Raw genomic sequence first — 18,950 nt, forward strand, 5'->3', positions numbered from 1 at the left:
ATATTTTTACTGAAAGGATGATTAGTCTATGAGAATTTTAGAAAATATAGAGCCAAAGGAAGTCTTCTATTATTTTGAGGAGATATCTAAAATACCTAGAGGTTCAGGAAATGAAAAAGAGATAAGTGATTATTTATTAGCTTTTGGTCAAAATTTAGGATTGGAAACAATTCAGGACTCAGCTTTAAATATTATTATAAAGAAGCCAGCTACAGAAGGATATGAAAATGCTCCTGTTGTGATAATACAAGGGCATATGGATATGGTTTGTGAGAAAAATAATGATACAGTTCACGATTTCTTAAAAGATCCTATAAAACTTAGAGTTGATGGAGATAATATTTTTGCTACAGGGACAACTTTAGGAGCTGATAATGGTATAGCAGTAGCATACGCTATGGCTGTGCTTTCATCAAAAGAAATTCCACATCCAGCCCTAGAAGTTTTAATAACAACAGATGAAGAAACAGGTATGGGTGGAGCTATGGCTGTTGAGAAAAAAAACTTAGATGGAAAAATTCTATTAAATATAGATTCAGAAGAAGAGGGATATCTACTTGTTTCTTGTGCAGGGGGAATGAGGGCTAATGTTTCATCTGATATTAAGTGGAAGCCTAAGAGAGAAGAAGATTCTATTTTAGAGATTACAGTAAGAGGTCTTAAAGGCGGCCACTCAGGTATGGAAATAGATAAAGAAAGAGGCAATTCTAATAAATTAATGGGAAGAGTTTTAATGGATCTCCTTTCTTTTGAGGACGTTAGATTAGTATCCATAAATGGAGGATCTAAAGATAATGCCATTCCAAGAGAGATGGATGCAGTTATCACTTTAAATAAATCAAATGTAGAGGCTGTAAAAGAAAGAGTAAAACACTTTAATGATGTATTCAAAAATGAATTAAATGCTCAAGATCCAGAAGTTAAATTAGAAGCTAAGGGATTAAATAAAGATTTAGATAAGGTGTTTTCTAGGAAATCCACTGAAAAGGCTGTAAAAATATTATATCTTATTCCAAATGGTATAAATACAAGAAGTATGGCTATAGAAGGGTTAGTAGAAAGTTCATTAAATCTTGGAGTTGTTAAAACAACCGATACTCATGTAGAACATAATTCAGCTATAAGAAGTTCTGTTGGAAGCCTTAAAGAAGAAATGTTAAGAAAAATAGAAGTAATAGCAGAAACCTTAGATGCTAAGGTAGATACTTTTGGAGATTATCCAGAATGGCAATATCAAGAGAATTCTAAAATAAGAGAAATCTGTGAAAGAGTACACAAAGACATGACAGGAGAAGATGCTAAGATAATTGCAATTCACGCTGGATTAGAATGTGGATTATTTAAAGAAAAACTAGGTGAAGATGTGGATATGATAAGTTTTGGACCTAATTTATATGATGTTCATACACCTAATGAACATATGAGCATATCTTCTGTTAAAAACCTATGGGATTATCTATTAAGAGTTCTAAAAGAAATCAAGTAAGCTTTTTAGATAAGGGATATTTATTATTAAAGAAAAAATATTGTTGACCAAATGAGAGATTTTGGTATAATTATGTTAACAATTTTTTTATAAGGAGGATACTTATAATGGATTTAAATGATAAAGTATTAGAAACTCTAAAATCTGCTGGAGAACCTTTAAAAGGTGGAGAAATAGCAGAAAAATCTGGATTAGACAAAAAAGATGTAGATAAGGCTATAAAAGCACTTAAGGCTGAAGGAAAGATAAATTCACCTAAAAGATGTTATTATGGAATAGCAGAATAAGAAACATACTATTGGCTTGGTTTTCTAACCAAGCCAATTTTTTTGCATAAACGCTTGACCTATTCACACTTCTTTTATTATAATAAAAGAAGTGTGAATAGGTGAAAATGTTTACTGTAAAATAAAAGGGAAGATTGTCAAAGGAGAGGGGAAATTATAATGAATAAAAGGGGTAAAATTATAACTAGAACTCTATTGCTTACTATGTCGTTAATTACAGCCACAAGTTTCAACGCAATTAAAACAAAGGCAGACACAACTGGGAATGCGGCTCAAGGAGTTGTTTTAAAAACTACTCAACTTAAGGTTCAAAAAACTATAGTTGCACCAAAGAAAGATGAATCTGGATCATATGGCGGAGGATCACTTTCAAGAGGTAGTGGTGGAGCTGGCGGTAATGTGGTTTCTTATGCATATAATTTTATAGGAAGACCATATGTGTATGGAGCATCAGGTCCAAAGAGCTTTGACTGTTCAGGATTAACTATGTATGTATATAGCAAGTTTGGATATTCTTTACCTCATTATACAGGTTCACAATTCTCTATGGGTTCAGCTGTATCAAGATCTAATCTATCAGCTGGAGATTTGGTTTTCTTCAATACATATGGTTCTATAAGCCATGTTGGTATATACATTGGGGGAGGGGACTTTATACATGCCCCATCGTCAGGTAAAAATGTTACAATAAGTTCTTTAAATGATTCTTATTACTCAAGCAGATATGCAGGAGCTAGAAGAATAGCACAATAGAAAGTTAAAGCATCTAAGATATTAGGTGCTTTTTATTTTTTTTATTTATTTTACATAAGTAATCATAAAACTTCCAGTTACATAATATTATATACAGTAGTAGTTAAGTAAGGAGGGTTTTTATGAAGTACACTAGATATAATTATAAGAAAAAAAATGATAAAGGATTTAAATCCCTGACTTTTTTTATAACCATTGTTATTCTTGCAGTGATTTTAGGAACCATGTTATCTAAATTTATCTTTAAAGGAGATTTTTCTATAGAAGATATAATCGGTACAAAAGATAAGCCAAGTAATAATGAAACACAAGTTACAGACTCAAAAGTGTATGGGACTTTTGAATTAATACAGTGTGGATATTATAGTGAAGAAAAATACGCTTTAGAAACACAGAAAAAATTAAGCGGCACTATACCTGTGTATTTAATAAAAGATGGAGACAAGTATAGAGTTATATCAGGAATATATATGCTTGATAAAGGTGATGAAGATAAAAATAAGATAACATCTCTAGGAACTCAGGCTGTTAGACTAAAAATAGATATTCAAGGAAAATCTTATTACGACTCAGTGATATATGGATTGGTAGATGGATATATGAAAATATTTGATAAATTAAAAGATAGCAGTGTGAAGAGTTATACTACTGAAAAGTTTAAAACTTGGGTATCTGATATTGAAGAAAAAGAAGATAGGGCTAGTGAGATAAAAGCTATAAAAGAACATGTAAATAACCTTCCAGCAGAGATGACAAGGGATAATATATCAGGTGAACTAGAATTTTTATATTCTTTAATAGGACCTTATAAAAGTTCATAAAGTCATAAATGTAATTAATAATAAGACTGTAAAACTAGAATAATTAGTTTTATAGTCTTTTTTATCCCTATTCCATAGGCATGCTTCTTGGCGCCAGTCTAATCCTTTTTTTTATATTGGTAAAAAGGAATTTAATGGAGCTTGAGAAGCAGGAAATATTACAGAAAGGTTAAAAGGTTTCAATATGATTAAAAATTCCTTAAAAAAGTTAAAGGCACTTGTATATAAAATACATAAATGATAAACTATATTAGATGTAAAGGGAGTAAAATGCCTATACAGCAAGGTTTATCCTAATATGCATGTTATAAATGGTATATTATTGGTAATAATATTAAAATAAGATATTAGGAGTGATAAAAGTGGGATTTGTTTTAGCTTCTGCTTCTGAGCGTAGGAAGGAATTATTAACTAGACTTTGCGAAGAGTTTAGAGTAATAGAAAGTTTCTTTCCCGAAGAAAAAGTAGTTTTTAACGGCAACTTAGAAGAGTATGTTAAGGAATTATCACTAGGTAAGGCAAAATATGTAGCAGACAACTTAGACACCGAAGATATCATAATAGCAGCTGATACTATAGTAGCTATTGGAGATTTAATATTAGGAAAGCCTAAGGATAAAGATGATGCCTATACCATGTTAAGATCTTTAAGTGGAAAAGTACATAATGTATATACCGGAGTTACGGTATTGGACCTGAGAAGTAAAAAGATTATAAGTGAAGCAGTATGCACGGAGGTTAAGTTTTCACATCTTAGTGATGAAGAAATTCTATCATATGTTGATAGTGGAGATCCTTTAGACAAGGCTGGAGCTTATGGAATTCAGGGACGCGGAGGGGTTTTTGTAGAGCGTATAGAGGGATGCTACTATAATGTAGTAGGTCTTCCTTTGAATAAATTGGATAAAATGTTGAAATCATTAGTTTAAGGGGGAGGGAAATCTATAATAATAAAGGAGTTTATTATATGTATAACCTAAAGGTTATGGATTTACCCTTAAATGAAAGGCCAGAAGAAAAATTGTTTTTATATGGAGCGGAGTCCTTAAGTAATACTGAACTCATTGCATTAATTTTAAGATGTGGAAGTAAAAATGAAAATGTCTTAGGATTAAGTTCTAGAGTTTTAGAAACTGTTGATGGATTAAATGGAATGTTATCAGCAGGTATTCAGGATTTTCTTCAGATAAATGGAATTAAAAAAGCTAAGGCCTCTAGGCTAATTGCCCTATGTGAATTAACCAAAAGAATTAATTCTTATAGGGGAACTGCAGAAGAAATAAAAATCACAGAGCCTAGAATAGTAGCAAACATTTTAATGAATGAAATGCAGAATCTTCCCCAAGAGGTATTAAAACTCATAATATTAAATACTAAAAATGTAGTTATATCTATTAAGGAAGTTTTTAAAGGAAGTTTAAATTCCTCAATTGTACATCCTAGAGAAATTTTTTCGGAAGCTTTAAAGAAAAATGCGGCATCTATAATTATATGCCATAATCATCCGTCAGGAGACCCTACTCCTAGTAAAGAGGATATTAACATAACTTTAAGGATTAAGGAGTGCGGTAAGATCATTGGAATTGAGCTTTTAGATCACGTAATAATAGGGAATGGTAATTATGCAAGTATGAAAGAGAAATCTATAATATAATTCTGAGAGGAGTATAGTAATGGGATTGTTTGGAATGACAAAAGATATGGGAATAGATTTAGGAACAGCTAACACTTTAGTATTTGTTAAAGGAAAAGGTGTAGTTTTAAGAGAGCCTTCAGTTGTTGCTATAAATAATACTACAAAGAAATCTTTAGCTGTTGGAACAGAAGCTAAACAAATGATAGGAAGAACACCAGGAAATATAGTTGCTATTAGACCACTAAAAGATGGAGTAATTGCAGATTTTGATATAACACAAACAATGATTAAAAAATTCATTGAGAAGGTAATTAATAAAAGTTCATTTACTAGCCCAAGAATCATAATATGTTATCCATCAGGAGTAACAGAGGTTGAGAAAAGAGCTATTTATGAAGCAACAAAAGCTGCAGGAGCTAGAGATGTTCTACTTATGGAAGAACCTATGGCAGCTGCAATAGGCGCTGGACTTCCAGTTTCAGAACCAACAGGAAGCATGATTGTTGATATTGGTGGAGGAACTACAGAAGTTGCAGTAATATCTTTAGGTGGTATTGTTACAGCTAAATCTTTAAGAGTAGCTGGTGATGAATTAGATCAATCTATTATTAGTTATATAAAAAGAGAATATAACCTAATGATAGGAGAAAGAACTGCTGAACAAATAAAAATGGAATTAGGATCAGCATTTAAAATTGATGAAGAAGAAAGAAAAATGGACATTAAAGGAAGAGATTTAGTGACTGGACTTCCTAAGATTATAGAAGTAAGTGAAGATCAAATTAGAGATGCATTAAAAGAGCCAGTAGCGGCTATTATTGAATCTATAAAAACTACATTAGAAAAAACACCTCCTGAATTATCTGCTGATATTATTGAAAAAGGTATTATGTTAGCAGGTGGAGGCGCTTTATTAAAAGGATTGGATGCTTTAATTAACCACGAAACTCATATGCCTGTACATATCGCAGAATCACCACTTGATTGCGTAGTTTTAGGAACTGGTAAAGCTCTTGAAGATTTTGATAATATAGCTAAGCAACAAAGAGGATAAGAATACATGAGACTTTTTAAGAACAAACTGGCAGTAACTATAATAGTACTGTCAGTTAGCTTTTTAATTATAATTGTTTATAGCTTTAGAAAAGAGAATAAAACTATTTTTGAGAGTGGTGCAGGTGCGGCGTTAAATCCTATACAGAAATTAGCATATAAAGTAACGGATAACTTTAAAGGTGCAGTAGATTTCTTTTATAATTTTTCGGAAGTAAAGGCTGAAAATAGAAAGTTAAGTGAAGAAAATAAAGACTTAAGAATTAAGTTGATAGAGTACAATAGATTAAAAGAAGAAAATGAAAGCTTAAGAAAAGTAGTAGATTTTGCTAATCAAGATGAAAATTTCGATTATGTTGGTACCAACATAATTGGACATAGTGGTGGCGGTTTTTCAGGTGGATACATAATTGACAAAGGAAGTAAAAATCAAATAGAGAAGGGTATGGTAGTTGTATCTGATAATGGATTAGTAGGGCAAGTTACATCAGTAGGTGATAACTGGGCAGTGGTTCAATCCTTAATAAATGAGAATATAGCTATAGCTTCTAAGATAGAAAGTACTCAAGAAACCACTGGTGTTTTACAAGGATACAAAGATTCTAAAAATAAACTTTTAACTAAGTTATACAATATCCCAATAGATTCACCTATTAAAGCAGGAGATGTAATTCTTACTTCAGGGGTTGGAGAAATACCTAAGGATATAAGAATAGGAGAAGTAATATCAGTAGAAGACGATAATGTAAAAGTAATGAAAAATGCTGTGGTGCAGCCTTATGTTGATTTTAATAAACTGGAATCATTATTTGTTGTAGTACCTAAGGAAAAAAGAAATATAAAGGTGGATAACTAATAATGAAAAGAGTTGTACTTTTTTTTATCGGCATAATACTTGTGATTATCGATAATTCTATATTACCGTTATTTTCTGTAGGTGGATCTTGGGGGAGTTTATTATTTACATTTGCAATTTGTTATTCAATTATAACCGGTCCATGGGAAGCTCTGTGGATAGGTGTGTATTTTGGAATATTACAGGACATATTTTTTGGAACAGGCTTTGGGGTTAATTGTTTATTAAATATGCTTATTTGTCTAGGAGCAGCAAAGGTTGGGGAAACGATATTTAAAAATAGAAAAACTGTTCCTGTTATGATAGTTTTAGGAGCTACAGTAGTTAAATATATACTTACCTATGTAATATTATATTTACTTCATGTAAAAATAGATGTAGAAAACATAATAGTAATGACTTTAATGAACACTTTATTTGGTTTTATCTTCTATAAAAAGATTTACAAGTTAACTGAAACGAGATTTATGAAGATACCATGGAAATTTAATTAGCAGGTGATTATATGAATAAAAAAAAGAAAAAGTTTAATAGATATACTGCTTTGATTATGATTATGTTTTTTATATTCAGCGCAATATTAGGAAGGCTAATATATCTTCAGATTGTTAAATATGATGACTATAAAGATCTCGCTAATACAAAATCTAGAAGATTTATTGCGGAGAATGCACCAAGAGGTATTATTTATGATGAAAAAGGAAATGTATTAGCTACAAATGTTCAAAGCTATACAGTAACTTTTACAAGTACTGAAGAATCAAATGCAGCTTTTTATGACACCATGAGCAAAACTTTTAAGCTGCTGGATGAAAATGGACAAAAGATTCAAGATGAAATGCAGCTTATGTTAAATGAGAATAAAGAATTTTATTTTGATTTTAAAACTAGTGACCAGACTTCATTGAGAGCTTTAAATATTAGATTTAAAAAGGATAAGGGAATAGATTCTGAATTAAGAAAACAATTATTCCCTGGTAAAGAGGGCGACTTAACTTCAGGTGAGCAAAATCAGCTAGATGATGATATTTTTAACTATTCACCTCAGGATACCTTCTATTATATGGTTAAAAGTTATGCTATATATGATATCTTAAAGCCTACAAAAGAAGAGAGTAAAGAATATTCTAAAATGAGTGGGAAAGAGATATTAGATATTCTTCTTAAAAAATATTCTTTAGAGGAAATAAGAAAATACATAGTTATAAAAGATGCTATTAAGATGCAGAGTTTTAAAGGGTATAAGCCTATAGTTATAGCAAACATAGATAGAAATACATCATTTATATTCTATCAGAAACGTAATGATATGCCTGGCATAGACGTATCTATGGAGCCAGTTAGATCCTATCCTTATGATTCATTAGCATCATCTGTTTTAGGATATATAGGCTCAATAGACGGAAGTCAGCAGACTAAATATGATGAAAAAGGATATGATGCTAATACTGATAAAATAGGTAAAGCAGGTATAGAATCGGCCTTTGAAAGTATATTAAAAGGCACTAAAGGTGGAACTACAGTTAAGGTTAACTCCTCAGGTAGAAAAACTGAGGAACTATTTAAACTAGAATCTTCACCTGGGAACAACCTACACTTAACCATAGATAAAAACATTCAATATTCAGCAGAAAAGATGCTTGAACATCAATTGAAGTATTATCAAAATGTAGGAATTGCTTCAGATGGAGCAATTATTAGAAATGCAACTAGAGGAGCGGTTGTGGCTATTGAAGTTAAAACAGGTAGAGTTTTAGCATTAGCTAACTACCCATCTTATAATCCAAATGACTTCTCTATTCCAGGAAAACTTACACCAGAGTTATCTAAAATGTATTTTAGTCCTGACCTAGAGGCTTTTGGTAATGAATATATAAGAAAAAATCATCTAAACAAGACACTAGATGATTTATTTCCAAAGGATAGTAATGGTTATAGACAAGATCAATATGACCTTTACCCTAAACCGTTTTATAATTATGCTACCATGGGATTAACGCCTCCTGGATCAACTTTTAAACCACTTACAGCAACAGCAGCTTTAGAGGAGGGAGTATTTGGGTTATATGAATCTGTGTATGCGAAACCTCTTTTTGATAAGCGTCCAGACTATTTCGGAACTGCAAACTCACCTAAAGACGACAACTGGAATGGACCTGCAGATGTAAGGCGGGCACTTGAGGTATCATCTAATACCTTCTTCTATGAAGCAGGTATTAGATTATATGAAAAATATGGCGGAACAAGTACTAATAAGAGCCCTGCAGCTTTAGATTCTTTAGCTAAATGGGCTTGGAGATTTGGATTAGGAGTAGATCCTACAGGAAATCAAAAAGCTTCTACAGGTATTGAAATAGCTGAAAATTTTGGGCAGGTCTATAACTTTATATCCTTTAAGAATAGGTCTATAAATTCTTTTATGTTTAATATAGTAGAATTTGCAGAAAATGGTACGTTAAAAGACTATAAAAATACCATGTATCCTATGGATTTAGCAAAAAATGATAGTGATGATGATAAACTAAAAGAAGCAAAGGAAAATGTTAAAAATATAATAAAAGAAAATCTACAAAAGGTTGGAACAGAGGCTGAATTAAGCCAAGGTGATAGCAAAAATGATTTAGTTGCAAAATTAAAGCCTGTAATTCAAGAGATTTATGATAATTCTCCTAAATATCAAGAAAAGGTTAAAAATGCTAATGTTACGCCTAAAACGGCTATAGAATCAGCAGCAGATAAAATAGGTGATTATGTAGTATATTCTGCAGCAGTTGAAATTAAAGCTGTGGCTCAAATATCTTATGCATCTATAGGTCAAAGTATGAATGCATTTACTCCAGTACAGTTAGCAAGTTATATATCTACAGTAACTAATGGAGGAACAAGATATAAAGTTCATTTAGTAGATAAGATTACTGATTCACAAGGAAATGTTGTGGAAGAGTTTAAGCCAGAGGTTTTAGATCAGGTAAATATAAGTGAATCAACTCTTCAAGCTGTTAAAACTGGTATGAAAATGGCTAACGGAAGTAATGCAGGTGGTGGTGGAGCCGGTACTGCTGCAAGTACTTTCCAAAAGCTTAATCCTTATTTAAGTTCTGGCGGTAAAACTGGTACGGCTACCTTTAGTGATAAACAAGATGAAATAGCAAGAGCACCATATGGAGTTTACGTAGGCGTGGCTCCAATAGAAGATCCTCAGATAGCTGTTGCAGTTGTTCTTTACGATGCTGCCCATGGTTCTTATGCGGCACCAGTAGCAAGAGCTATATTTGAAACCTATTTTAGAGATGATTTAAAAGCTAAAGGTTATACAGCAGATTATCAAGAAGATGTAGGTGGGAAGTATGATTATACATTAAATCCTCCGCTTCAAGATAATAATACAGTGAACACTAATAATACTAATACTCAAGGGAATTAAAACTCGGCCTAGTGCCGAGTTTTTATTATATAAATAATAAAATTTAAATAACTTTACTGTTGGAGAAATGCTAGAATTAAAATATAGGATATTTATTAAGGAACAATTGTTAATATTAATGAGGGTTGAGAATATGATGAAAAAAACTAGTAAGATGGTGAAAATAATAAAACTAACTGTACTGATGATAATATTACTTTTGTTAATAAAAGTCCCAACAATAAAATATACAAAGGAAAATAGTGGAGAGATAGATGGATATATAAGCTTAGAAGTAAATAAGTCATGGGATGAATTGGTATATATAGAAGAAGGCAAGGAGAAGTTAGAAGCTTATATACAAGAGCAGAGATTAGATAACATTAAAGACAATGCCTTAATTTTATATGGCAATCTTCCTTGGAATGAATTAAGCGAGTATAAAGATGGTGATCCAATCTTTAACAAAATTAAGATTTATGGAGAATTTACTAACAAAGTAAATAAAGAAAATATTTTATATTTTAGTGTATCTAAGTGGGAGTTAATAGAGAGAAATGTTAACTTAAGCAGTTCATATATATGGAAGAAGATGGGACTACCTTATTATATAATTTTAATTGCAGATATATATTTTATAATAAGTAGCATTAGAGGGCTTATTGGTTATAAGATTACAAACATAAAATGATAATTTCATTAAATGTCCGAACATTCGAATGTTCGGACAAATGGATACAAAACTATTTAACTATTAATTGTTAATTTAATTGTTGTGTATTATAATTAAATTTAAGAGAATATAATAATAAGTTAAATCCTAGTTTGAGAGGTTACATATGCTTGATGATAGAATTGTTATTAAAGGTAATAGAGAAGGCTTAGTGGCTATAATTAAATTTACTGCCTTTAAGGATTTTCAAGATATGCTTGAAGTTTTTTTGGAAAGATTAAATAAAGGGAAAAAATTTTATAAAGGTGCAACAATAACTATTAAGACTGAACTTAAATACATAGATGAAAGAGAAGTTAGATTATTAAAGCATTCTCTGTTTGATGAAGTTGGTATAAAAGAATGCATATTTAAAGATATTGATGAAAAAGATATAAAGATTTTTTCAGGAATATATGAAGGAAGAACCAAGTTCATACGAAAAACTATAAGAGGGGGCCAAAGAGTAGATTATAATGGCAACATTGTTATAGTTGGAGATATTAATTCAGGATCAGAGGTTTATGCCTGGGGAAATATTATTGTACTTGGAAGAATAAGAGGCCAAGTACATGCTGGGATAAATGGAAACACAAAAGCTATAATAGCTGCGTTTTCTTTGGAACCAGAGCTTCTTCAGATAGGAGACATAATTACCATATCACCTGAAGGTGATGATAAGCCTAGATATCCAGAAGTAGCTAAGATTAAAGATGGGGTTATAATGGTAGAACCCTATTTACCTAATAAATTCGCATATAAATAACATAGTGGAGGGATTTTAGAATGGGAGAGTCAATAGTTATAACGTCAGGTAAAGGTGGAGTAGGAAAAACAACTACCACAGCTAATATAGGTACAGCCCTTGCAGCTTTAGGTAAAAAAGTAGTAGTTGTAGATGGTGATACTGGACTTAGAAATCTTGATGTTTTAATGGGATTAGAAAATAGAATAGTTTATACGATAATTGATGTAATAGAGAAAAGATGTAGGACAAAACAAGCACTTATTAAGGATAAAAGATTCCCTAATCTATGTCTATTACCTACAGCTCAAACCAAGGATAAAAATGATATAAAACCTAATCAAATGCTTAGTTTAGTTAATGAATTAAAAGAAGAGTTCGATTTTGTAATTATAGATTGTCCAGCAGGTATAGAGCAAGGATTTGAAAATGCTATAGTTGGTGCTGACAAAGCAGTAGTAGTAGTAAATCCAGAAATTACTTCTGTAAGAGATGCAGATAGAGTTATAGGAAAATTAGATTCAAAAGGTTTAGAAGATCACGTAGTTATAGTAAATAGACTAAATTATGAGATGACCCAAAATGGAGACATGCTTGATATCTCTGATATTATAGAAACTTTATCAATAAAGCTTTTAGGAGTAGTTCCAGATGATAAATCTATAACTGTTTCTACAAATAAAGGAGAACCTATAGTATTAGATGAAAAAGCAATGTCTGGACAAGCGTTTAGAAATATTGCAAGAAGACTTCTTGGAGAAGAAGTACCTTTAATGGATTTAAACACTGATGGCGGCGGATTTTTTGGTTCTTTAAAGAAATTATTTAAACGTAAATAGGGGGCGGAGTAGAAATGGAATTACTGAACAAGTTTTTTAATAATAAACCTACACCGAAAGACGTGGCAAAGGATAGATTGAGATTAATACTTATACATGACAGAGGGGAAATAGACCCTGAACTTATGGAAAGAATTAAAGAAGATATATTAGAAGCAATATCAAAATATGTGGATATAGATTCTTCTAATATGGAGTTTGCTGTAACAAAAGCAGAAGTTGAGGAAGGTATATCTCCAGCTTTAGTTGCAAATATTCCAATAAAAAATGTTAAGGTTAGATAAATGAAAAGTTGTACATGTTTATGTACGACTTTTTTCTTTACAAAAAGATAACTTTTTCTTAAAACTTAATGAATTAATAGTAAGCTTTGTGGTGAAAAATTATAATATGAGTTATAATAGGATAGAAATGATAAAATGGAGGCGTGCTAATGCTTGGAAAATTAAAACTGGATTTAAAAATCCTAAAGGAATTGGATTTCACACTTTTGCTTGCATCAATTATGACAGTTCTTTTTGGCTGCCTCAATATATATTTAGCAACAAAAGGTTCACCGGAAACTTTAAATTCCTTTAAAAAACAATTGTTATTTTTAGGACTTTCTATAGTAGTAATTTATTTTATGTTACTTATAGATTATATAATGCTCAAAAATTATGCCTTGATTTTTTATATATTATCAACATTGCTTTTAGCAGTTACTCCTTTTTTAGGAAAGACTATAAATGGAGCTACTGGTTGGATAAGAATAGGTGGATTTTCTATGCAGCCTTCAGAACTAGCCAAGATAGCTATTATAATATTAGTGGCCAAAAAGCTTGAAGATATGGATGGAAAGATTAATGATGTTAAGAACTTCTTTATACTAGCAGCTTATATAATTGTTCCAGTATTATTCATAGTGAAACAACCAGATATGGGAATGACTATGGTTTGTTTCTTTAGCGTTTTAGGAATGTTTTTTATAGCTGGTTTGGATATGAGAATAATAGGTGGAGGATTATTATCACTAGTAGTTGCAATTGTAATAGTATGGAATTCAGGACTTATTCATACATATCAAAAAGCTAGACTTACTAGCTTCTTAAATCCAGAAGCAGATGAACTTAACACAGGACTTCAGCTTACTCAGTCTATGATAGGTATAGGTTCAGGAGGTTTATTTGGTACTGGTGCAGATTTAAACATTAATGCTACAACTGGATATGTGGCTCAGAATGTTCCAGAAAAACAGACAGACTTTATATTTGCTGTAGTTGGAGAACACTGGGGAACTCTAGGAGCTATATTTCTATTAACCTTATATGGGATAATAATTTACAGAATGCTTGTAATATCTAGGACAAGTAAGGATATATTGGGAAAAATGATATGTGTAGGTTTTGCATCTTATTTCTTGTTTGCTATACTACAAAATATAGGTATGACAATAGGACTTATGCCAATAACAGGAATTACTTTACCACTTGTAAGTTCTGGCGGTAGTTCACTATTAACTACCATGATGTCCATAGGTCTTGTTTTAAATATAGGAATGAGAAAAAAGAAAATAAACTTTTAAAAATAAAGGGGAATGGGAAATATGAATATAGCTTTAATTGCTCATGATAATAAGAAAATAGATATTATAAATTTTGCAAAAAAACATCAGCATGTATTAGCTAATGGTCATAATTTATATGCAACAGGAACAACAGGGCTTAAGATAATGGAGGCTACTGGATTAGTTATAGAAAGATTTTTATCTGGACCACTGGGAGGAGATCAGCAAATAGGTGGAAAGATAGCTCAAGGGGAAATGGATTTGGTTATTTTTCTAAGAGATCCACTAACTTCTCAGCCACATGAACCAGATGTAACGGCTTTAATTAGAATATGTGATGTTCATGAGGTGCCAATAGCAACTAATATAGGTACCGCAGAAATATTAATAAAATATATTAAATAGTGTAATAAAGAATCAGCTTTCAGCTGGTTCTTTATTTTTGTTCTAGGAATTTAAAAAACTAAATATATATTTAGAGTAGACTTTAATAGAAAGGAGAGTATTGGAGGTTTTATGAATGGGAAGTTATAACTCTGAATATGAGAGCTATTATGCAAAAATAATGGGCAAAAAAAGAGGTCCAGATAGCTACAGGAGAGATTATTCTGTAGGAAATGTAACTGGAACTCAAAGTAAAAATGTTGGAGATATCATAATTAAAAGGGTAATCCAAGAACTGGCGGGCACCTTCATTTTATTCATGTTAATATTTATGTTTAAAATGATTAAAACGCCTGAAACTATAACGGCATATGCTATGGCTAAAGATATAGTTAATAAAGGATATAGTGTAGAGGACACTATAAATTACGCTAAGACTATGGATTTATCTAGCATCAAAAGCAGTGCTGAGGTATATGTAGATGATATAAAAGAAAAATTAGGTGCTGGAGATAGTATTAAAAAAAGAAGTAAAGAAAATTTTATTAAACCATTATTAGGAGAATATAAGGTCTACGATGAAAAACAAAAGATATACTCAGTTAGTGTTTCGGAAGCAACTGATGTTAATTCAGTATATGATGGTAAGGTTAAAAAGATTGGAGAGGATGAGACCTTAGGAAAGTATATGATAATAGATAATGGAAGTGGAATAGAGACAGTATATGGAGGTTTATCGGAATTAGTTTTAAAAGAAGATCAAGATGTAGCCAAGGGAGAAATGATTGGCAAGGTAAGTTCTTCGTTTTTATTTCAATTAAAGTATATGGGAGAAGGACGAAATATTGAAGATTACATGAACATGGATTAGTAATTTATTTAGGGGGAAGAATGAGCAGAAAGGGTTTAATGTTTATATCCGAAGTACTTATTCTTTTTTGTATTAGCCTGCAATATGAACTTTTAGTAGCTTTTTTATGTATTTTTTTTCATGAATTATCTCATGGTTTAGTTGCTCTGATTTTTGGTATGGACATTAAGTATTTACTTATACATCCATTAGGTTTTTTTATAGAGATAGAAAAATTAGAGGAGTTTTCAGATGAAAAACAACTAGGGGTTTATTTTGCAGGTCCTATATTTAACTTGATTCTATCGCTTATATTTTTGATATTATTTAATAAGCAGGGAGTAAATATGTATAAAGACTTATTTACGATTAATATAACTTTGTGCTTATTGAATCTTTTACCGGTGTTCCCTTTAGATGGCGGTAGAATTTTTAATATTATTTTATCAAGGAAACTAACATATAGAGCTGCAACTAAACTGATAGTTTATAGCAGTTTTGTTATAGGAACTGGATTTGGAATACTTTTTCTCTATAGTCTGCTCCTATTACATAAAGTCAATTTAACATTTTTAATGATTAGCTTTCTTGTGATTTACTCAGCATATAAGGAAAATGGAAGGATAATGTATATTTTAATGGGAGATGTGATTAAAAAGAAAAGTAAGTTTAATAAGCAAAAGTATATAGAAAATAGAAGTATATCTGTTTGTTATAAACTAGGACTAATTAACCTGCTTAGAATGATAGATAAAAATAAGTTTCACAGTTTTTATGTTTTAGATGAGAGTATGAAGCTCCTTGAAATATTATATGAAGATGAGCTTATGGAAGCTTTGAAGCTTTATGGAAATATAACATTAGAAGAATATTTGGAAATAAAGGAACATACTTAGGTAGTGCAAAAATATAAATTGTGGTAGAATAACAAAGTAATGAAGAATAGTATATTGGGGATGTGGATTTAATAATTACACATTCCCAATTTTTAGATGAATTCAGGAGGTAAATTGATGAATAGAATTACTGATGATATTTTATTTAGAGTTGAAAAACCAGCTAGATATATAGGTGGTGAGCTAAATCAAGTAGTTAAAGATAAAAATGAAGTTGACATAAGATTTGCATTTTGTTTTCCAGATGTTTATGAAGTAGGAATGTCCCATTTAGGTTCAAGAATTCTCTACCACACAATTAATGAAAGAAAAGATACATATTGTGAAAGAGCATTTGCACCATGGCCAGATATGGAAGGGCTTATGAGAGAAAATGATATTCCTTTATATACGTTAGAGACTAAAGATCCTCTTAAGGATTTTGATATAGTTGGTTTTACACTTCAATATGAAATGAGTTATACAAATATATTAAATATGCTAAACCTTGGAGGTATAACAATAAGAGCTTCTGAAAGAGGAGAGGATGAACCTATCGTTATGGCAGGGGGTTCCTGTGGGTATAATCCAGAGCCTTTATGGGATATAGTAGATTTCATTGAACTTGGCGAAGGCGAAGAGATGATGAATGATGTTATTGAAGTTTACAAAAAGTATAAAGGTAAAGGAAAGAAAAAAGAGTTCTTAAGAGAAATATCTAAAATAAGAGGTATATATGTACCATCTTTATATGAGGTTAGCTATAAGGAAGATGGTACTATTAAAGAATTTAAACCTAAATATGATGATGTTCCAAAGAAGATTCAAAAGAGAATAGTTCCTGACTTTGATAAAGTTGAATTTCCTACTAATATAATAGTTCCTTACACTGAAATAGTTCATGATAGAATAGTCTTAGAATTATTTAGAGGATGTACTAATGGTTGTAGATTCTGTCAAGCAGGTATGATTTATAGACCTATTAGAGAAAAAAGTAGAGAGACTCTTTTAAAACAAGCCAGAGAAATGCTTAAGGCAACGGGATATAGAGAAATATCCCTATCTTCTTTAAGTACATGTGATTATTCAGATATTCAAGCATTAGTGGAAGATTTAATGAGTGAGCATTTAGATAACAATGTTAGTTTAGCATTACCATCAATTAGAGTAGATGCTTTTTCTGTGGATTTAATTAAAGAAATTCAAAAAGTAAGAAAGACAGGTTTAACCTTTGCTCCTGAAGCTGGTTCTCAAAGAATGAGAGATGTTATAAATAAAGGGCTTACTGAAGATAGAATATTAGAGGCTTCAAGATCTGCTTTTGAGGCTGGTTGGAGTACTATAAAACTTTACTTCATGATAGGCTTACCTTATGAAGAAATTGAAGATGTTAAAGGTATAGGAGACTTAGCGGAAAAGATATCTGCACAGTATTTCATGGTACCAAGACATATAAGAAATAAAGGTCTTAGGGTTACAGTAAGTACATCTATATTTGTACCTAAACCATTTACTCCTTTCCAATGGGCTCCTATGGATAGAATGGAGAATGTTAGTGAAAAGATTAGTGCAGTAAGAGATTCTATAAAAGCTAAAAGCATAGTTTACAACTATCATCATCAAAAAACTTCTTACATGGAAGGGGTTTTTGCAAGAGGTGATAGAAGAATGTGTGATGTTCTTATAAAGGCTTATGAAAAAGGTGCTAAGTTTGATGGATGGTCAGAGTATTTCAATTTTGATACATGGATGGAAGCATTCGAAGAATGTGGAGTTGATGGAGACTTCTATGTATATAGAGAAAGAAGTTATGATGAAATTCTTCCTTGGGACTTCATAGACATTGGAGTAAATAGAGAGTATATTGAAAAAGAAAATGAAAGAGCTAAAACAGCAAGTTTAACTCAAAACTGTAGACTTGGATGTACTGGTTGTGGAATAAATGTAAACTTTAAGGAAGGGAAGTGTTTTGCAGGTGCGATATCTAATTAAGTTCACAAAAGAAGGAAATATAAAGTTCATATCTCATTTAGATTTAATGAGATCTATTCAAAGAGTAATTTTAAGAAGTGAATTAGATGTTGAATACTCTAAGGGTTTCCATCCTCATATGGCTTTATCTATAGCTCAGCCGCTATCTGTTGGAATAAGTTCTGTTGGTGAATATATGGATTTAGTTTTAAAAAATCCGATGGATGAAAAAGAAATTATAGAAAGATTAAATCAAAATACTTTAGTTGGAGTAAGATTTTTAGAAGCTAAAGGAATAGAAGTTATACCAAACACTAAAAAGGTTCCACAATCTATGGCTATGGTTGATCAAGCAGTTTATACTATAAAGATCAAGTACACTGATATAAAATCAGCAGAGGAAGAGTTTAAAGAACTTTTAGGAAAAGATGAATGGATTATAACTAAAAAGAATAAAAAAGGTGAAGAAAAAAGTGTTAATATAAGACCTTTTATAAAAGATATAAAATATTGGGTTAAAGATAATTATTTAGTATTAAATACAAGGATAAGTTGTGGTAGTAGAGAACATCTTAATACAGAGTCCTTTGTTAACTATATAAAAGAAAATACTCCAAATGTTAATAATGAAGCTTTTGTAGATATTAATAGAGAAGAGATGTACGCTGAAATTGATGGTAAGTTGCTACCTTTATATAAAGTGAAACTTGATTCAGGTGGCGTTTAATCCTAG

The 18,950-nt window shown here is 31.0% G+C and carries 20 protein-coding genes; all 20 read left to right on the forward strand.

All coding sequences use genetic code 11. The annotated features are described in order from the left end of the window. Window positions 1–28 precede the first annotated feature (28 nt). The 20 genes from BUA92_RS06940 to BUA92_RS07035 all read left to right on the forward strand — a co-directional run bounded on the left by BUA92_RS06940 (window position 29) and on the right by BUA92_RS07035 (window position 18,944). Window positions 29–1,486 carry an aminoacyl-histidine dipeptidase gene (locus BUA92_RS06940; RefSeq protein ID WP_073018124.1) on the forward strand — a complete coding sequence of 486 codons (1,458 nt, stop codon included), beginning with the start codon at window positions 29–31 and terminating at the stop codon, window positions 1,484–1,486. Between the two features lie 107 nt (window positions 1,487–1,593). Further along, window positions 1,594–1,773 (forward strand): HTH domain-containing protein, encoded by a 180-nt coding sequence (locus tag BUA92_RS06945; protein ID WP_073018127.1) that lies wholly within the window; start codon window positions 1,594–1,596, stop codon window positions 1,771–1,773. Between the two features lie 159 nt (window positions 1,774–1,932). Continuing rightward, complete coding sequence (locus BUA92_RS06950) at window positions 1,933–2,526, forward strand: C40 family peptidase (protein ID WP_073018129.1); 594 nt, start codon at window positions 1,933–1,935, stop codon at window positions 2,524–2,526. A gap of 122 nt (window positions 2,527–2,648) precedes the next feature. After that, window positions 2,649–3,347, forward strand: a complete 699-nt coding sequence (locus BUA92_RS06955; RefSeq protein WP_073018131.1) for a hypothetical protein — start codon at window positions 2,649–2,651, stop codon at window positions 3,345–3,347. A gap of 362 nt (window positions 3,348–3,709) precedes the next feature. Continuing rightward, window positions 3,710–4,276: a Maf-like protein gene (locus BUA92_RS06960; RefSeq protein ID WP_073018133.1), complete on the forward strand. Its 567-nt coding sequence runs from the start codon at window positions 3,710–3,712 to the stop codon at window positions 4,274–4,276. Window positions 4,277–4,314: 38 nt separating this feature from the next. Continuing rightward, complete coding sequence (gene radC / locus BUA92_RS06965; RefSeq protein WP_073018135.1) at window positions 4,315–5,001, forward strand: RadC family protein; 687 nt, start codon at window positions 4,315–4,317, stop codon at window positions 4,999–5,001. A 19-nt stretch (window positions 5,002–5,020) separates the two neighbouring features. Next, window positions 5,021–6,037 (forward strand): rod shape-determining protein, encoded by a 1,017-nt coding sequence (locus BUA92_RS06970; RefSeq protein WP_021800615.1) that lies wholly within the window; start codon window positions 5,021–5,023, stop codon window positions 6,035–6,037. A gap of 6 nt (window positions 6,038–6,043) precedes the next feature. Continuing rightward, window positions 6,044–6,892: a rod shape-determining protein MreC gene (gene mreC, locus BUA92_RS06975; protein WP_073018137.1), complete on the forward strand. Its 849-nt coding sequence runs from the start codon at window positions 6,044–6,046 to the stop codon at window positions 6,890–6,892. 2 nt (window positions 6,893–6,894) lie between these two features. Beyond that, on the forward strand, window positions 6,895–7,386 hold the full coding sequence (gene mreD, locus BUA92_RS06980) for a rod shape-determining protein MreD (protein WP_073018139.1): 492 nt from the start codon (window positions 6,895–6,897) through the stop codon (window positions 7,384–7,386). A gap of 11 nt (window positions 7,387–7,397) precedes the next feature. Further along, window positions 7,398–10,316: a peptidoglycan D,D-transpeptidase FtsI family protein gene (locus BUA92_RS06985; protein ID WP_073018142.1), complete on the forward strand. Its 2,919-nt coding sequence runs from the start codon at window positions 7,398–7,400 to the stop codon at window positions 10,314–10,316. A gap of 133 nt (window positions 10,317–10,449) precedes the next feature. Continuing rightward, on the forward strand, window positions 10,450–10,986 hold the full coding sequence (locus tag BUA92_RS06990) for a hypothetical protein (RefSeq protein WP_073018145.1): 537 nt from the start codon (window positions 10,450–10,452) through the stop codon (window positions 10,984–10,986). Between the two features lie 148 nt (window positions 10,987–11,134). Continuing rightward, window positions 11,135–11,773 (forward strand): septum site-determining protein MinC, encoded by a 639-nt coding sequence (gene minC, locus BUA92_RS06995; RefSeq protein ID WP_021800620.1) that lies wholly within the window; start codon window positions 11,135–11,137, stop codon window positions 11,771–11,773. 20 nt (window positions 11,774–11,793) lie between these two features. Beyond that, window positions 11,794–12,591 (forward strand): septum site-determining protein MinD, encoded by a 798-nt coding sequence (minD, locus tag BUA92_RS07000; RefSeq protein ID WP_073018147.1) that lies wholly within the window; start codon window positions 11,794–11,796, stop codon window positions 12,589–12,591. Between the two features lie 14 nt (window positions 12,592–12,605). Continuing rightward, window positions 12,606–12,875 (forward strand): cell division topological specificity factor MinE, encoded by a 270-nt coding sequence (minE, locus tag BUA92_RS07005; RefSeq protein WP_073018149.1) that lies wholly within the window; start codon window positions 12,606–12,608, stop codon window positions 12,873–12,875. Window positions 12,876–13,024: 149 nt separating this feature from the next. After that, window positions 13,025–14,155, forward strand: coding sequence for a rod shape-determining protein RodA (rodA, locus tag BUA92_RS07010; protein WP_073018151.1), 1,131 nt, complete (start codon window positions 13,025–13,027; stop codon window positions 14,153–14,155). Between the two features lie 21 nt (window positions 14,156–14,176). Continuing rightward, window positions 14,177–14,542, forward strand: coding sequence for a methylglyoxal synthase (gene mgsA / locus BUA92_RS07015; RefSeq protein WP_073018154.1), 366 nt, complete (start codon window positions 14,177–14,179; stop codon window positions 14,540–14,542). 115 nt (window positions 14,543–14,657) lie between these two features. After that, the gene (locus tag BUA92_RS07020) at window positions 14,658–15,392 is read left to right on the forward strand and encodes a M23 family metallopeptidase (RefSeq protein ID WP_073018156.1); all 735 of its coding nucleotides are present in this window, start codon (window positions 14,658–14,660) and stop codon (window positions 15,390–15,392) included. Window positions 15,393–15,412: 20 nt separating this feature from the next. Next, entirely contained in the window at window positions 15,413–16,267 is an 855-nt protein-coding gene (locus BUA92_RS07025; protein WP_073018158.1) for a site-2 protease family protein, read from the forward strand. Window positions 16,268–16,384: 117 nt separating this feature from the next. Continuing rightward, entirely contained in the window at window positions 16,385–18,238 is a 1,854-nt protein-coding gene (locus BUA92_RS07030; RefSeq protein ID WP_073018160.1) for a TIGR03960 family B12-binding radical SAM protein, read from the forward strand. After that, a complete protein-coding gene (locus tag BUA92_RS07035; RefSeq protein WP_073018163.1) occupies window positions 18,222–18,944 on the forward strand; it encodes a TIGR03936 family radical SAM-associated protein in 723 nt (240 codons plus the stop codon). Before BUA92_RS07030 ends, BUA92_RS07035 begins: the two co-directional genes overlap by 17 nt. Window positions 18,945–18,950 lie beyond the last annotated feature (6 nt).

It is taken from the genome of Clostridium intestinale DSM 6191, from assembly GCF_900130055.1.
GTDB classification, from domain to species: domain Bacteria; phylum Bacillota; class Clostridia; order Clostridiales; family Clostridiaceae; genus Clostridium_T; species Clostridium_T intestinale.

Coding starts and splice junctions, on each gene's coding strand:
- minE (WP_073018149.1), top strand. CDS start 12,606: ATGGAATTACTGAACAAGTTTTTTAATAATAAACCTACACCGAAAGAC.
- BUA92_RS06990 (WP_073018145.1), top strand. CDS start 10,450: ATGATGAAAAAAACTAGTAAGATGGTGAAAATAATAAAACTAACTGTA.
- mreC (WP_073018137.1), top strand. CDS start 6,044: ATGAGACTTTTTAAGAACAAACTGGCAGTAACTATAATAGTACTGTCA.
- radC (WP_073018135.1), top strand. CDS start 4,315: ATGTATAACCTAAAGGTTATGGATTTACCCTTAAATGAAAGGCCAGAA.
- mgsA (WP_073018154.1), top strand. CDS start 14,177: ATGAATATAGCTTTAATTGCTCATGATAATAAGAAAATAGATATTATA.
- BUA92_RS07030 (WP_073018160.1), top strand. CDS start 16,385: ATGAATAGAATTACTGATGATATTTTATTTAGAGTTGAAAAACCAGCT.
- BUA92_RS06985 (WP_073018142.1), top strand. CDS start 7,398: ATGAATAAAAAAAAGAAAAAGTTTAATAGATATACTGCTTTGATTATG.
- rodA (WP_073018151.1), top strand. CDS start 13,025: ATGCTTGGAAAATTAAAACTGGATTTAAAAATCCTAAAGGAATTGGAT.
- BUA92_RS06955 (WP_073018131.1), top strand. CDS start 2,649: ATGAAGTACACTAGATATAATTATAAGAAAAAAAATGATAAAGGATTT.
- BUA92_RS07020 (WP_073018156.1), top strand. CDS start 14,658: ATGGGAAGTTATAACTCTGAATATGAGAGCTATTATGCAAAAATAATG.
- BUA92_RS06940 (WP_073018124.1), top strand. CDS start 29: ATGAGAATTTTAGAAAATATAGAGCCAAAGGAAGTCTTCTATTATTTT.
- minC (WP_021800620.1), top strand. CDS start 11,135: ATGCTTGATGATAGAATTGTTATTAAAGGTAATAGAGAAGGCTTAGTG.
- BUA92_RS06970 (WP_021800615.1), top strand. CDS start 5,021: ATGGGATTGTTTGGAATGACAAAAGATATGGGAATAGATTTAGGAACA.
- minD (WP_073018147.1), top strand. CDS start 11,794: ATGGGAGAGTCAATAGTTATAACGTCAGGTAAAGGTGGAGTAGGAAAA.
- BUA92_RS06945 (WP_073018127.1), top strand. CDS start 1,594: ATGGATTTAAATGATAAAGTATTAGAAACTCTAAAATCTGCTGGAGAA.
- BUA92_RS06950 (WP_073018129.1), top strand. CDS start 1,933: ATGAATAAAAGGGGTAAAATTATAACTAGAACTCTATTGCTTACTATG.
- mreD (WP_073018139.1), top strand. CDS start 6,895: ATGAAAAGAGTTGTACTTTTTTTTATCGGCATAATACTTGTGATTATC.
- BUA92_RS07025 (WP_073018158.1), top strand. CDS start 15,413: ATGAGCAGAAAGGGTTTAATGTTTATATCCGAAGTACTTATTCTTTTT.